Source organism: Ardenticatenales bacterium, assembly GCA_020634515.1.
Taxonomy (GTDB): domain Bacteria; phylum Chloroflexota; class Anaerolineae; order Promineifilales; family Promineifilaceae; genus JAGVTM01.
The window spans coordinates 108172-123714 of record JACKBL010000005.1; the positions used below are offsets into that span (position 1 = coordinate 108172).

The window sequence follows — 15543 nt, forward strand, 5'->3', positions numbered from 1 at the left end:
GGAAGCTGCCCAAACGCCAATGTCCCCGAAAGCGCGCTTCCGGGAAGATCTATTGATGCACGCCCCCCTTCCCGGAAGCTGCCCAAACGCCAATGTTCCCGAAAGCGACCTTCCGGGAAGGTCTGTCATTTATTCTACAAATCCTCCCCGTGCAGCTCCCGCTCCAACTCATCCCACAACTGTCGCGCGGCGGCAAAACGGCGTTCCGCCGCCCGCCGCGCCGGTTCCGTGTGCATACTGGCAACCGTCTTATGCACCCAATCCGGCGCGCGCCCCCGCCTGATCAGGCTCTTGATGTTGCTCTTGCGCCCAGACATCATGAACATGCCCGTGACGTGAAACACGCTCGTCAGCCCGATCTTCGTCAACTTATCCGCATCCCACAGCACCATGGATTCCAGGTTCGTGAGTGGCTCGTGCCGCCACAATCCCTGGTGGTCTTCAATGGCCCGCGCCACCCGTTCAATCTTCTCCGCGGGGAAATCCGTGCGCGGTAAAATCTGCCGCGCCATGCGCGCGCCAATGCGCGGATGCTTCCCCCCTTCCATTTTGGCAATGTCGTGGAGCCAGGCGGCGGCTTCCACCACCTCCACATCCGCCCCCGTCATCTCCGCCAGCCGCACCGCCGTCTTCACGACAGCCTTCACGTGTTCCCAACGATAATTGAAAGGGGGATTGGCCGTTTTGTACTTACGCAGCGCCTCCTGCCGGGCGGCGCTGCGCATGGCGGACTTGACAATTTTGCGCCACGACTTGGTGACCTTGCTACTATTATTATTCCCTTTTGGCATAAACAGCTTCCAACTTTCATCTATCAACCACCAGCTTCCAACGCCGAACTCGTCTACCACGGGTAGGGCGCCGGCGGCGTGATGTTGTAATACAGTTCGATAACGCGGCGGAAGATGGGCGCGGAGACGACGGAGCCTTCGCCGGCGTGTTCCATGATCACGGCCACGGCAATTTGCGGCGCGGCGATGACGCTCCCATCCGCCAGTGTGTAGGGGGCGGCGGGAGCGTAGCCCACAAACCAGGCGTGTGCATTTCCTGGCGGGGCTTCGGCGGTTCCCGTTTTGCCGGCAACCGGCACCCCCAACCCCGCAAATCGATGCGTCGCCGTTCCATCCGGGGCCGTTGTCACCGCCCGCAGCGCCTCTTGCAGCCCCGCCAACTGCTGCGGCGACAGCGGCAGTTGCCCCAGCGTCCGCGCCGCCCACGTCTCTTCCGGCGCACCGCCCCCCGCGCCAATGCGGCTGATCAGCGTCGGCTGATACAACGTGCCGCCATTAGCGATGGCCGCCATCATCGTGGCCGTTTGCAGCGGCGTCACCAGCACAAACCCCTGCCCAATCGCCATATTCACCGCGTCCCCCGTGGCCCATCCATCCCCCAATGTCGCCAGCTTCCACGCCGGGCTGGGGATGAGGCCGGGCGCTTCGCCGCCGGGAGTCAGTCCCTCAATGCCCGTGGCCGCGCCCAGGCCAAATTGCATGGCCGTGTTCGGCAGCAAATTGGGGTCGATGCCGTCCAGTTCGTACCCCATGTCGTAGAAGCAGGAGTTGCAGGACTGGATGATGGCCGTGCGGTAGCTGATGTTGCCGTGGCCGCCCGTTTTCAAGTCCGCTTTGGTGTACTCGTCACCCAGGCGCGTCCAGGTGCCGGTGCTGGTGTAGCGGCTCTCAAACGTGTAGCTGCCGCTGAGCAGCCCGGCGGACATGGTCACCAGCTTGAAGACGGAGCCGAGGGGATATTGCCCCTGCATGGCGCGATTGAGCAGTGGTTGGCCGGGGTCGTTGAGGACTTGGGTGAGTGAAGTGCCGGCATCAAGGCGCACAGCGTCGAAGATGGCCGGGTTGTAGGTAGGGTAGCTGGCCGCTGCCAGCACCGCACCCGTGTTCACGTCCAGCACCACCACCGCGCCTGCCGTGCCGCCGGGGTAGGTTTGCACCGCGTCCGCCAGGGCCTGTTCCACGCCCAGTTGGAAATCTTTGCGGATGGTGGTGTAGATGCTGCGCGCCTGCCGTGGCTCCGTTTCCTGCACCACGCCCAAATCTTCGCCGCTGGGGCCGACCAGCCGCAGCGTGCCGCCGCGCCCACCGCTGAGATACCGTTCGCCCCACGCTTCAATGCCGGCAAGTCCCACCTTGTCATCCACTTCATACCCCTGCGCCAGGTAGTCGTCCAACTGCTCCGCCGGAATGGGGCCGGTGAAACCGACGAGGTGCGGCGCGACGCCATTTTCGGGATAGAGGCGGCTACGGCGGTCGTTGGCCGTCAGCCCCGCGCTGAGGAAGGGCTGCAATTCCAGGATGTGTTCCTGCATCGCCTCGCCGGTGATGTCCCCCAGGGGCACGTACCAGTCGGGCTGGGCGGCGACGTACATCTCTTGCAGTTCGGCGGGCGTTTTGCCCAGCAGCGGGCTGATGGCGTTGAGCAGGCCCGCTTCGTCGCTGATCTGACCGGGTACGACGCCGAGGGTGATGGCCGTGCCCTGGTAGGCGAGGGCGCCGCCGTCGCTGTCGTAGATGTTGGCGCGGGAAGGCACGCGCAGATTCAATTGCAGGCGATTGCCGCCCGCGAGTTCGGGCAGGATCAGCCCTTCGTCCCAGACGATGCCCCAACGGTTGTCGTCGTAGACGAGGCGGGCCGCGTGGTCGCGCACGATGTTGCCCAGGATGGGGCTTTCCCAGGTGACGCGGACGCGGAATTCCGCTTCCAGCCCTTCCTGGCGCGCGGCGAGGGGTTGGGTGCGCACGGCCTGGACGACGGCGGTCTGTTCGGCGCTGGTGTAGCGGTCGATGAAGGCCTGGCGGTCTACGAGGGCCTGGCTTTGGGGGGAGAGGAGGGTGTACATGCCGGCATAATCTCCCGCCTCCCACGTCTTAAAAAACGTCAATCCCGTCTGGCTGGCCTCGCCCGGGTCCGGCGTTGGGGCCAAAACCGTGGCCGTCGGCAGTGGCGTCAACGTCACAATCTCGTAGGCATCCTGGATGAGCGGCAGATCGCCGCGGCAGCCCACGAGCCAGAGCATCGCCCCGAGGAGAAGGAGAAATGGTGTCCACGTCTTCATCGTACCCTTACCCGGCCAGGCGCGGATTGTTGCGCCAGGCACATTGCACCTTTGCTTGACGAGCCAATGGCCGCCATTCGCGGCCACAATCTCCACTGTACCTGTCTCCGCGAGAATGGTCAACGGCGGAGTTAAGGACTGACGATGAAATAAAGTACGGAATTGCATCGTCAGTTTGCCGGAACGGTAAGGAAACAACTTCGTTGTCGTCTTAAATTTCCGTTCTTTAGCCGTTACGGGTTTGTAAGAAGTTTGTGATACGATTCCAACGTTAATTTTGTTCCCCGACGCTTTTGGTGAGATGCTGCTCATGCGTACTCGATTGATTTTGTGCCTCATCTTGTTGCTGATTGTCCTGACTGGCTGCGCCCGCTCTCCCTCGCCGCTGCCGACGGAGGTGGCGACCGATGCGACTGCCGCGGCGACGTCCAGCCCGCTCCCTGAGGAGGAAGACACTGTGCCCACGCGCTCGTATGCCGGCAAAATCCCCGCCCCCGAATTCCCCCCTAATCTCGACTGGCTGAACACCGGTCGCCCCCTCACCCTGGCGCAGTTGAAAGGCAAAGTCGTGCTGCTGGACTTCTGGACCTACGGCTGCGTCAACTGTATGCACATCATCCCCGACCTGAAAAAACTGGAAGCCAAATACGCCAACGAACTGGTCGTCATCGGTGTCCATTCCGCCAAATTTAGCAACGAAGCGGAAACGGACAACATCCGCCGTGTCATCCTGCGTTACGAACTGGCGCATCCGGTGGTCAACGACGACGAGTTTGCCGTCTGGCAGTTGTACGGGGCCACTGCCTGGCCTACGCTCGTCCTCATTGACCCCGAAGGCAAAGTCATCGGCAGCCACGCGGGGGAGGGGGTTTTTGACCTGTTCGACGAAGTGATCGGTAGCGTGGTGGCGGCGTTTGACGCGCGCGGCCTGCTGGACCGCACGCCGCTACCGCTGATCCTGGAGCGGGAAAACCAGGCGGATTCGCCGCTGCGCTTTCCCGGCAAGGTGCTGGCGGACGCGGCGGGCAATCGCCTCTTTATTGCCGATTCCAACCATAACCGCATTGTGGTCACGGACCTGACGGGCACGGTGCTGGCGGTGATTGGCGGCGGCGTGGCGGGGTTGCGGGATGGGGATTATCGCACGGCCCGTTTCTTCCGCCCGCAAGGGTTGGCGCTGGCGGACGAAAACACGCTGTACGTGGCGGATACGGAGAATCACGCGATCCGGCGGGTGGATTTGGGGACGGGGTTGGTACGGACGGTTGCCGGCACGGGCGAGCAGACTTACATGACGATGGAGCGCGGACCTGCTCTCGGCACGGCGCTCAATTCGCCCTGGGATGTCCTGTACGCGCGCGACCGCCTGTACATTGCCATGGCGGGGCAGCATCAGGTGTGGGTGTATGATCCAGGGGCGGAGGAGGTGTTCCGTTATGCCGGCACGGGGCGCGAAGAACTCAAAGATGGTCCGCGGCTGACGGGCGGCCTTAACCAGCCCAGCGGCCTGGCCTCCGACGGCCTCAACCTGTACATCGCCGATAGTGAAGCCAGCGCCATCCGCACCGCTGGCCTCACCGCCGACGGTCGCCTGGGAACTGTGGTGGGCGTGGGGCTGTTCGACTTTGGCGACGTGGACGGCGTGGGGGACAAGGTGCGCTTGCAGCATCCCTTAGGCGTGGCCTTCCAGGATGATCGCCTCTACGTGGCGGACACCTACAACAGCAAAATCAAGGTGATCAATCCGAAAAAGCGGGAAAGCCTCACCCTCTTTGGCGGGGAGGGTGGGGGCTGGCGGGATGGGGCGCAGCCTCTTTTTGACGAGCCGGGGGGGATTAGCGTTGCCGGCAATCTCCTCTACATCGCCGACACGAACAACCACGTCATTCGCGTCGCCAACCTGAAGGAGAAAACAGTCTCCACGCTGGTGTTGGTGGATAACGACGGGCTGCTGACGCGCGCCGCCACAACGGATGCACCCACCGGAAAGATCGTTGCTCTGGACGAACAAACCGTCGCCCCAGGCGCGGGCGTGGTGCAGTTGGACGTGACCCTCCCCGCCGGCTACAAACTCAACGATCTGGCCCCCTTTTCCATGTCCTGGCGCAGCGCGGACGCCGCCGTCACCTTCGCCGCCGCCGCGTCTGATCAGCGCATCGTCCACCCCGATTTCCCCCTCTCTTTGCCGGCCACATTCCAGCCGGGCGAAACCACCCTCACCGCGGACATTGTCGTCTACTATTGCACAGCGGCAACGGAGCAGCTGTGCCTGATCGAACAGGTGCGCCTGCTGCTTCCCGTCACTGTCCGCGCTGACGCCCCCGCTGCCCCTCTCACTGTCGCCTATACCGTCCCCCACCCTGCGCCAGGTCCGTAAATCCAAAGAGTTTCTCGACAGGCTGCTGGAGCTGGCATAGCGTGTGCTTCCAACGCCAGCAGTGGCGTGCCCAAGACCAAAGGGTCTTTGAAATCAGGATGATGAATGACCACAACTTGTAAGGGCATGATTCTCAACTTTCGCTTGAGTGTCGGTGTTTCGACACGGCCTAAATGCCGTTCCAGAAAGTAGATCTTGTGCCAGATAACAACTTCTATCTCGTTTCCGCCTCATCGACGACTGTACTTGTTTGGTCTGGTTCTGAGGCGGCCAAGAGCTTGTCGCCGTGCTGGCGAGCCAAAGGTAGAACAATGGCGGCTTGATGGCAACTTGGGGCTGGCCCTTTGCTTGATGTGCGCGGTGGTATCGTTTGAATTATATTGACCGTACGTGACCGCTTTCGCCGCCCGATGGCTTCTGGCGGCACGTTCTTTTTCTTCAGGGATAGCAGCCTGCAAATAGTGGTCTACCGCTGGCATGACGCCGCTGCCTGATTCGATGAAATAGCCATTAATAAGTATCCGCCCAAAAACAACTTCACACTTTGTACGGGCGGTTACTGACAAGCTGTCCGCACATTTCCGCTAATTCAATTGCGGACAGCCACTAAAGAGCGCACTTACCACATTACACAAGCCCAAAGCTGTGCCTTTGGGTAAGGCAGGGTTTTTCAGTAGTCCGGAGATCTGCTATGCAAGAGCGGATTTGAGTGAATCGCGCTTGCTTCTCACTCTTGTGGCAAATCACCGCAACTTCGAGAAAATCTACCTTTGATACGACTACTGAAAAACCCTGGACTTTGTATTGACAAAATGCCCCCAACGCTATTATTATGGTCACATACCTTTCATAGTAGAGGAGACTTGATCGGATTTTCTAGGCGGTGTATTGGCAGCATGCCAGATTACCAGCCAAATTTATGTTTTGAGACGGATTTTGGGTCGCCTACTATACATATTCGAAAGCTACCTATCATCTCGGATCAATTAGGGTTGAGTGGAGATTATATTGATTAGTAAGACACATGAACTTTCCTCCCTAAGGAATCTCCTTTTAGCTTCAGTGGATTCTGATCTTGCTCAAGACAATTATATTAGTCGATTAGATCAAGGTGTTCCTGATGTTTTGAAGAGTCTAGAGGGAAAGATTGCCCCCCAGCTATATGCTTCCTTGTCACAGCAGATAATGCTTTTTCAGGCTCTCCCAATAACCGAACGAGCCAAGATTATCTCACATCCATATTTTGTGTATTGGTGGCACAAGTTGACTGTCCACTATCGTCACAAGAATCGGGTAGGGGTCGAAACATGGGTACCACATTTCAGCCGTTTCTTGGTTGTTCCTTGCCTAAGGGAATGTGTAGAACCCTTATCCCTCATTTTGAGACTGCAAAATGGCGAATTACGTTTGCCAGACCACCCTTACCACATAGTTCTTGACGGGGAAAACGTACCCAACGAAGTTATGATGACCTGTCAAGAAGGCAAACTAATCCTTTTTTTTGATGACAGTTCGTATCGTGCGGAGATTCCATTAACTGCTTTTTGGGGTCAACATGATGTTCTTCACCCCCTGCTAAGGGAACGGGTATTTCTACCCAATACAGCAATTGAACTGGATAGTAGTGATCCATGGACACAGCTATTTATCGATAGTTTCAATTCTAGACCGTCACCTGAAGAGTATTGTCCTAAAGACCTAACATTAATAGACCCTATACCGCGGGTAGTAAAAGAAAGCTTTATTAGAGCGTACCAACTGTTGCAGAACGTATGGCCCGAAATTGTGTCGGAAATGCAATTCTACACGAGACTCATAGTGCCCTTTCGCAGCCAATGTTATACCAGTTTTTCTGACGATGTGTTTATGGGAGCTATATTAGTGTCAGAGGTGGAGCAGCCCTTCACAAATATTATGTACACAGCCGAACTCATAGTTCATGAGCACAGCCATTTGCGCCTTTCCGTAATCATGCGTTTCCTTGACCCAATCTTTCAAGAAATGCCGGGAGGGGTCTTCTACTCACCGTTTCGCCGTGATAAACGGCCAATTAGGGGTGTACTGCATGGAGCGTTTGTCTTTGCTCGGATAGCCCACTTCTTGCGTCGAGTAGGAAGTGTCGAGCCAGACTTCCCATGGCGGGAACGACTGGAAGAGGTCGTCGTAAAGATCGTGGAAGCGCTTGAGGTTTTAAGAGATGCCGCAATCTATACTCCCCTGGGGCAATCCTTGCTGGATGGTATTGAAGAAGAGACCAGAATATTAAAGCAATAATAGGACAGGTGTCATGTTTATTCCGGGGCTACCTACCAATACGAGACTTGATCCCGTGCGTCATGCGTTATTTACCAAGAATGATCTGGCAATCAGGAAAATCTTTTCTCAGTTAACCAGACAACTGGATTCCTCATCAAGCCTATACCAGAATATCATCCAGTGCTTTAGTTTCTACGAGGCTTTTGACAGCCAAACACAACAGGATTTGGCTTCTCATCCTCTTTTCCGTAACTGGTGGTTGCAGCTAAAAAGGCTGTTAAGGCAAGGCGAGACCGAACCCGTTAAGCGTTGGCTGGCCAAAGCCACGCCGTTCTTCATTATTCCTGCCATAGAGCAAGGGAAATGGCTGGAGGGTACGCTTCATGTTCCAGTAACTGCTGAGGGTGAAATTCGCTTTCCAGGCCATCCAAGACATATTGAGCTGGGCAAAGACCATCGAGGAGTGCTGGTCGCATTTGAACGCAAGGCGGATGTGATAGAAATCAGATGCTATGACAACATCACAACAGTGAACATATCTGACTTGTGTGAAGCGCCTTCCCCAGATACATCATCCTCTGTCCGACAGCGTCCGGTTTTAGCCGGTACCAGGATTGAGATTGATGCATCACACCCTTGGCTACAACATTTTCTGGACACGATCAATGCAGAAGACGCCATTGATCCTTATCCCAAACGGGATCTTCAACCCGTCATTCCAATACCTGATGAACTGGTGAAACTTCACAAGGAAGCCATTGAATTAGTTGGGTCTGCATGGCCCGAGATGTTGGCTGAAATCAAAGATAACATTCGACTTATTGTTCCTTTCCACACGGAACGTCTACTTGGTTTTTCACATATCCATTTCTCTGGAGCTATCTTTTTAAGTTATAAACCCGGTGAACTTCTTCACACGGCCGAGCGTATGGTCCATGAAGCTAGTCATGTTCGCCTTAACAGCATACAAATGGTTGACAAGCTACACCATCATGCCCCAGATGAACTTTTTAAGTCTCCTTTCCGTGCAGATCCTCGTCCAGTTAATGGTATCTATCATGGTTCTTTTGTTTTTGGACGACTTTCGATATTTATGTTAAGAGCTTTTGCCTACACGGGTGATATCATTTGCCGCCAGCGTGCACAACGCATGACTTCTCAGTTTGAGGAATCTCTTGATATTTTATTCAACCAAGTGAAGCTTACTACTCAACGTTCGCTCAAATTTTGCGGATAAAACCAAATTTGGTATACCCATATCCTATGGTAGACATTAACAGGTTCGACATACAGACAGAGCGAGTAGATGACATCCCGCTCATTTACAATTCGCTACAAAAAATGGGCATTCAAGCCATTGTGGATAGCATCATCGTCCCCCATGGCAACTGGCAGGGGTTGACGCCCGGTTGGGTCATTACCATCTGGCTGATACATATCCTGGTCAAGCACACCCACCGGATGGATTGCGTTCAGGAGTGGGTTGCCAAACACTTGTTGACACTGGGACACCTAACTGGGCAACTGGTTACGCCGTTAGATTTCACCGATGACCGGTTAGCCCTTTGTCTGCGGTATCTACAGCCGCAAAGCGACTGGGCTGAGGTCGAAAGTCGCCTGGGCAATCGCCTGGTGCGGGTCTATGACCTGGCCAAGAAACTGCCCGAACGGTGGTGTGCGCGGCTAGATGGCACCGTTGGCATTGTCAACCACGACCCCAACGGGTCGTGGCTGTTCCAGGTTGGCAAAGCCAAGAATGGTTTGTTCGAGACCCTGTACAAAATGATGATCGGCAGCCTCGACCCCTTGGGTTTACCGCTGGCGGTGGATATCGTCCCAGGCAACCGGGCTGATGACCCACTCTACATTCCCATTTACCAGCGCATCAAGCAGACTTTTCCGGGTCGGGCGCTGCTGGTCGTGGGAGATAGCAAGATGAGCGCGCTCCTGACACGCGCCACCGTCGCCAACAACAACGACCACTATTTGACACCCCTGGCCTATCTCAAAGATGAACCCAAGCTGCTCGACGAACTGCTGGTCGGACAGCAAGAGCGGGAAGCCCAGATACCGCTTATCTTTTTGGATGGGGCGCTGCCGACCAATGGCACAGCGCCCAATGCGGCTGATGCGGTGGCGCGGGGTTTTGAAGTCAGCCGGTCGCGCAGCGCCATCGTCAATAAGCGCCACGTCACCTGGCAAGAGCGTTTGCTGGTGGTGCGTTCCTTCAGCTACATGCAGAGTGAACGAGACGCATTACAGAAACGGTTGGATAAAGCCGAAGCCGCTTTACGCGCCCTGACACCGCCACGGCAACGCGGCAAAAAGCAGATAGAAGACGAGAAAACGCTGTTAGCGGCCATCAAGCGCATCCAAAAACAGTACAAAGTGTCCGGCTTATTCGTCTGCACGACTAAACGTGAGGTCGCGGAGCGTCCGATACGCGCCTATAAAGACAAGCCAGCGCGGGTGGAAAAGACGGTGCGCTACCAATTGACCGTACAGCGTGACCTGGTGGCGATTGCCGCGGCCATGTTCAAGATGGGGTGGCGGATTTATGCCACCAACGCGCCCGCTGTCGAGTTGTCATTGACCCAGGCGGTGCAAGCCTATCGCAGCCAGTACGTCGCGGAGAACATCTTTCGTCGTCTGCAAGGCAAGTTGCTCTCCATTACCCCGGTCTATGTGCAGCGTGATGACCATGCCGAAGGACTTTTCCACCTGCTGACCCTGGCAGCCCGGGTATTGGCTCTGGGTGATTACGTGGCTAAAGAGGCGTTGGCGGAGGTCAAAGAGGAATTGACCGGCATTTTTCCGGGTAATCCCAAACGAGGCACCGCCACGCCCACGATGGAGCGCATGCTGCAAGCCTTTGAGGACATCAACTTAACCGTCTTCCGGTTAGGAGCGCAGGTTCTTTACCAATTAACCCCGTTGACCGGTGTGCAAGAACGCATTTTGGGACTCTTGGGCATTCCGTTGACGGCCTACACGGGTTTGGCGGCCCTGCAATCCGCCTAATCCAGGGGAGGAGAGGGTCTATTATCTGTATGTGATTGGTAAAGTACGGTGAAAAGCCTCGATGAGTCAAGCGTTTACGGCATTATCGTAGTTTGCATTGTTTTGGAATCACCATCATCAACCGCAATCGCGCAAATTGACTTTTGGCATAAATTTTGAGCGAACGTTGAGTTACTAGAATTGGCAGACAAATCTTAGAAGATATCGTGAACGAATTGAATCATTTGAACGTTATAGCACTATGAACGACGTACATGAATCGAGAACGGTACCTGACGGCACTCAACCTGTTTACCGGCTTCGTGCAAGGACACAATTCCTCCCACTGAACGGTACATTACAATTACATTTGGGTGAGCGGCGGGCGAAAATTAGGCCCTCCAACGATCTTGTCATTACGTTCTTAAACTTGATTGCCGCTGGTGGTACCCGCGAGCAGATACATCGGGAATTTGTGAAGGTACACAATGATACTGGCTGGCTTCAAATTGAAAGAATTTTGGAGCACCTGATCAGAGAGGGGTTTATTGAGCAAGTTAATTTGCCCCACAATTTGCCGCTGGAGTTCCTAAATCGTTTTGAGCGTCTCACCCATTTCTTTTCTGAATTTGAAACTGATACACAGAACCGTTTTGATTTTCTCGAACAACTTCGGAAGGCGCGTGTGGGAATAGTGGGACTGGGAGGATTGGCTAGTTGGGTTATCTATAATCTACTTTGCTGTGGGATTGAACATTTGCGGGTTATTGATGCTGATGTCGTTGAATTATCGAACCTTAATCGCTCTATTCTCTTTTGTGAAGAAGACGTTGGGAAGCCAAAAGTGGACGTTATCAGTCGTGCAGCTAGGCGATTTGCTCCGCGCGTGAGAGTGGAAGGCCATCAACTTTTTTTGTCGAGTTCGGAAAGCCTTCTCCCTTATATAGAAGATCTCGATCTAGTAATTGGACTGGCAGATCAACCGATATGGCTTGTTAAACAATGGATAACCGAGGCTTGCCAAAGGGCGAAAGTTCCAGTTATTCAGGCTGGAAGCGGGCAGGTTGGCCCCTTTTATATCCCGGGAGAAAGTAGTTGTATTATGTGCCGATGGGCACAAATATTGGAGCGTGATCCGATGTTTCCTGAAGCAATGGCTGTTTTACGAAAACTCCCTCGCAGGATTACGGGGTCCATTAGTCCATGGGCAGGCATGGTGGCAAGTGTCCTGAGTATGGAAGTCTTCCGATATTTAGCTGATTACTCACAACCTGTAACTATCAATGCAATATGGACAATCAATGGTCGTGATATGAGCGCTTCTCTAATTCCATTATCTATCCACCCAGCATGCCCTGTCTGTACTAAGGGTCAACTGACATAACTGACCAACCTGGCTTTTCTCCCCAAATTGGCTCTTGAGAAAAGATGCGCTTTCAGTAGCTTAGAAAGATAGGAATTTCTACGATATTGATATGGAGGTATCAGAATGGAACCAAAAAAATCAGAAAAAGAAATGAAAGCTGCTACAGAGGAGCAAACGACGATCGAGATGAGCTTTGAGCTGGATGCTGGGGAGGAGGAACTTCTGGAGGAATTCGGCGTCTTATATCAAGTCGAGTATCCCAACGCTGCCTAGCTAGTACCATTACACTTGCTGCTGAAAGCGTATCTTTTCTCAAGAGCAATCTGTCATCAAACAGCAGATGCAGTATCTTTTGGCCTTTGCCCACCGTAATCAACTGACCTGATATCACTTGCCTGGTTGCAGAGCCCTGTCCGCTATTTCAATTAATCAAAGAAAGTATGAGTACTGTAAAAGAGATAGAATCCCGCCCCACAAGGATCCAACGATTAGGCGTTCTGGCTGTCCCTGCTTTTGCTTTTTTGTTTTTTGGACAACTTGTTTCCCTGTTAGGCGATCATGTTTACAGAGTAGGTCTTACCTGGTACGTTACGCAACGTTTCGGCGGTGTCCTGGCAGGCGCTAATCTGGGCCTGGCAATGTCCCTCCCTATGGCTGTATTTGCCCTGTTTGCCGGCGTCATCGTTGATCGTTTTAATCGGTTCAGAGTAATGATCGTATCGGATTTCGTCCGCATGATCATCGTATCAGGCATCCTCTTTCTTTTGCTAGCGCCTGCCCCTAATCGGTTCTTGGTTTATGCAAGTGCCAGCATGCTAACAGTTTTTAGTATTCTTTTTTCTCCTGCTTTGATGGCGCTATTGCCTGATTTAGCGGATGGTGACCATGATCGACTAATCGATATGAATTCCTGGATCACGGGGCTAAATCACACGATGAATGTTGTCGGGCCTGGTCTGGCAGGCGTGTTCACCGCTTTTCACTCATCTTGGCTCTTGGGGTTCGATGCTCTGACATTTGCTTTTTCGGGGGCGATGATTTTGTTTACGATGCGCGTGCTGTCGCCCACCCAGAGGGAGAAGATTGTTGAGAGCGAGGCTAGGGTCTCCACGAAGTCAGGTACCAATGTGCTGGCCAATGCCAGAGAAGGTATGGGCTTCTTTCTTAAACACCCAGTCCTTCGCCCACAGTTTCTTGTTTTTCCGCTTGTAGAGAGCGTCGAATATTCCATTCCCTTCTTATTACCCGGTTTTCTGGAGGAGAATCTTGTCAATAGCGGCCAGTTATTTGCGGCATTGCTGGCTAGTTGGTCCTTAGGTCGAGTACTAGGGATTGTTCTAATCGCTCGAACCCCTCTAAAAGGTGAGCGAGGCAAAGTATTCACCGTCAATTTTTTTATTCATAGTCTTGCCTTGCTAATGTTCCTTCTTGCATCAAGCCGGTGGCTTTCCTTGATTGCTTTTGCGATTTTGGGGATACCTGCCGGGGCAGCTCAGGTAAGTATGAACACCTATATCCAGACTGAAGTATCCCCTGACATGCGAGGGCGTGTTTTCGCCGGTCTTATTTCACTTACCACGTGGTTAATTCCCCTTGGTCCTATCGTCTTCGGTGCAATAGCAAGATGGCAGAGCACTTCTTCCAGTTTCCTGATTATGTCGATTTTGCTCTTCGCTGCCGGTGTTTACATTGCCTCTCATCGGGCTGTGCGTGAAGTGAAATGAAATGTTAAGGGATCAATGGATTTCAGTTTTTGATGCTATCTCAATTCATGATTACACGATAGCAATAGATGATACCATTGTCGTCTCTGTTTGGGGGGACAGAGGTTCTTACTGGTTGCATAGTCTTGAGCCAAATGGCCAATTGAAACCCATCTGCCCGTCAGTTTCCACTTATCAGATTTCTCCTGTTGCCTGTGGGTCGCGAATTGCTTTCGTAGCTCAGGCGCCTGAATATAACAACTTTTATAGAGTCCATGTCTATGATTTTGGTGATGAGAAAGTAGTCGACCTCCCGGTCTCCCCTTTGCCGGAAAGTCGAATTCGTAGCCTACTCTGGGAAGATGAGAACCACATACTGACCGTAGATACTGATATAGCAAAAAGCGCAAGTCTGGTGCGGGTACATGTTGGCGAAGAAGACCCTGAGCAAATCGCGATGCTCCCAGGAGGGGAACACTGGGTTGATCCCCACCCAGCCATCCGTGCGGATGGGGCTATCTTGTTCGTCATAGGTAGTGCTCAGGGAAGACAACTTATGTTGCTCGACCCTCTAAAAGAAACAGCGGAGTTGCTTTTAAGGGGCAATAAGAGTGCAGAGCCTTTGTCTGCTTGTTGGAGTCCGTGTGGTGAACGTGTGCTTGCACTGGTGCGCCGCACACGGAAGTTAGAAGCAGTCTTGCTCGATCTGTCTAATGGCAAGATGGTTGTGTTAAAGCTGCCGAGCTTACAAGGTCTACCCGTCTGGCATCCTGATGGTCAGCGTCTTGTTGTAACTGTAGATGAATGGCCAATGACCAGGATCGCAATACACGATCTAGAGAACCAACAGTTGACTTATCTTCCTTTACCAGAAGGAATAATGGCGAACAATGTACAGTGGCACAACGATAGATGCTACTTCACGGCCTATTCAGGAAACTATCCGACATCCCTTTGGTGCTGGCAAGGATCGAATGGAGAGGTACTTCCTGTCATCGGGTCAAAAAAGGTTTCTGGTGTATCAGACCCAAGAGTCCTTGTGATACCTGCACGTACTGGAAACTTCGATATTCCTTGCTTGATGTATGAGCCGACAAACGGCGACGCCAGCTCGGGGACAGTTCTAATGTTACACGGAGGACCGTCCACTTCCTGGCGCATCGGTTGGAGCCCGTTTGTGGCAGCCCTTGTTTTAGCGGGTTTTCGTGTGGTACTCGTAAACACCCGTGGGAGCGCCTTTACGGCATGGCCTTTACCAACAGTTTCGCCTGGTTCCTTCGGAGAATCAGAAATGCACGATATCGGAGATTGCATAGAACAACTCACCTGTTGGGGCATGATTGTACCCGGTAGAGTGGCAATTATGGGACATAGTTATGGCGCCTTCATTGCCTACAGAGCAACGCTATGCTTCCCGCAACAAGTAGCAGCCGCCATACTCACGAGCGGTTACTTGAGGCCTGAGGACTTGCTATGGAGTAAGGATCCACAGGTGCGGGAGTTTTATAACTATGCTTTTCGAGATGGAGTAGCACAGACCGACGACAAGACGGTAATACATGCGCCTTGCCCCTTGCTGATGGTACATGGTGAATACGATTTTCAAATCCCTGCACAGGTAGCCGTGGGAAACATGAACAGATTACCTGGAGAGCAACATCAATTGCTGCTCTTATCTGGCGAAAGTCATGCTTTCAGACGTAAAGACAATGTCTTGGATTGGACAGCCGAAGCTATTCAGTTTTTGTGTAAACATCTCCCCGGAAGATAA

10 protein-coding genes are annotated in these 15543 nt (G+C 53.6%); 8 read left to right on the forward strand and 2 right to left on the reverse strand.

Translation table 11 applies throughout. The features are described from left to right. Positions 1 to 134: 134 nt before the first annotated feature. Positions 135 to 791: an HD domain-containing protein gene (locus H6650_14525; protein ID MCB8953217.1), complete on the reverse strand. Its 657-nt coding sequence runs from the start codon at positions 789 to 791 to the stop codon at positions 135 to 137. Between the two features lie 53 nt (positions 792 to 844). Next, entirely contained in the window at positions 845 to 3070 is a 2226-nt protein-coding gene (locus H6650_14530) for a hypothetical protein (GenBank protein ID MCB8953218.1), read from the reverse strand. Between the two features lie 310 nt (positions 3071 to 3380). On the opposite strand from H6650_14530, the gene H6650_14535 reads away from it, so the two are divergent. The 8 genes from H6650_14535 (at position 3381) to H6650_14570 (ending at position 15543) form a co-directional block, all read left to right on the forward strand. Beyond that, complete coding sequence (locus tag H6650_14535; GenBank protein MCB8953219.1) at positions 3381 to 5447, forward strand: redoxin domain-containing protein; 2067 nt, start codon at positions 3381 to 3383, stop codon at positions 5445 to 5447. A gap of 1008 nt (positions 5448 to 6455) precedes the next feature. After that, a complete protein-coding gene (locus H6650_14540) occupies positions 6456 to 7721 on the forward strand; it encodes a hypothetical protein (protein ID MCB8953220.1) in 1266 nt (421 codons plus the stop codon). Positions 7722 to 7734: 13 nt separating this feature from the next. After that, a complete protein-coding gene (locus H6650_14545; GenBank protein MCB8953221.1) occupies positions 7735 to 8940 on the forward strand; it encodes a hypothetical protein in 1206 nt (401 codons plus the stop codon). Between the two features lie 26 nt (positions 8941 to 8966). Then, positions 8967 to 10724 carry a transposase gene (locus tag H6650_14550; GenBank protein ID MCB8953222.1) on the forward strand — a complete coding sequence of 586 codons (1758 nt, stop codon included), beginning with the start codon at positions 8967 to 8969 and terminating at the stop codon, positions 10722 to 10724. A gap of 241 nt (positions 10725 to 10965) precedes the next feature. Beyond that, positions 10966 to 12087, forward strand: a complete 1122-nt coding sequence (locus H6650_14555; protein ID MCB8953223.1) for a ThiF family adenylyltransferase — start codon at positions 10966 to 10968, stop codon at positions 12085 to 12087. Between the two features lie 105 nt (positions 12088 to 12192). Continuing rightward, positions 12193 to 12342 (forward strand): hypothetical protein, encoded by a 150-nt coding sequence (locus tag H6650_14560; protein ID MCB8953224.1) that lies wholly within the window; start codon positions 12193 to 12195, stop codon positions 12340 to 12342. 167 nt (positions 12343 to 12509) lie between these two features. Next, complete coding sequence (locus tag H6650_14565) at positions 12510 to 13793, forward strand: MFS transporter (GenBank protein MCB8953225.1); 1284 nt, start codon at positions 12510 to 12512, stop codon at positions 13791 to 13793. A gap of 1 nt (position 13794) precedes the next feature. Further along, the gene (locus H6650_14570) at positions 13795 to 15543 is read left to right on the forward strand and encodes an alpha/beta fold hydrolase (protein MCB8953226.1); all 1749 of its coding nucleotides are present in this window, start codon (positions 13795 to 13797) and stop codon (positions 15541 to 15543) included.

Excerpts from the sequence above, each read along its gene's own strand:
- H6650_14555 (MCB8953223.1), top strand. The coding sequence starts at position 10,966 with ATGAACGACGTACATGAATCGAGAACGGTACCTGACGGCACTCAACCT.
- H6650_14535 (MCB8953219.1), top strand. The coding sequence starts at position 3,381 with ATGCGTACTCGATTGATTTTGTGCCTCATCTTGTTGCTGATTGTCCTG.
- H6650_14530 (MCB8953218.1), bottom strand. The coding sequence starts at position 3,070 with ATGAAGACGTGGACACCATTTCTCCTTCTCCTCGGGGCGATGCTCTGG.
- H6650_14560 (MCB8953224.1), top strand. The coding sequence starts at position 12,193 with ATGGAACCAAAAAAATCAGAAAAAGAAATGAAAGCTGCTACAGAGGAG.
- H6650_14565 (MCB8953225.1), top strand. The coding sequence starts at position 12,510 with ATGAGTACTGTAAAAGAGATAGAATCCCGCCCCACAAGGATCCAACGA.
- H6650_14550 (MCB8953222.1), top strand. The coding sequence starts at position 8,967 with ATGGTAGACATTAACAGGTTCGACATACAGACAGAGCGAGTAGATGAC.
- H6650_14570 (MCB8953226.1), top strand. The coding sequence starts at position 13,795 with ATGTTAAGGGATCAATGGATTTCAGTTTTTGATGCTATCTCAATTCAT.
- H6650_14545 (MCB8953221.1), top strand. The coding sequence starts at position 7,735 with ATGTTTATTCCGGGGCTACCTACCAATACGAGACTTGATCCCGTGCGT.
- H6650_14525 (MCB8953217.1), bottom strand. The coding sequence starts at position 791 with ATGCCAAAAGGGAATAATAATAGTAGCAAGGTCACCAAGTCGTGGCGC.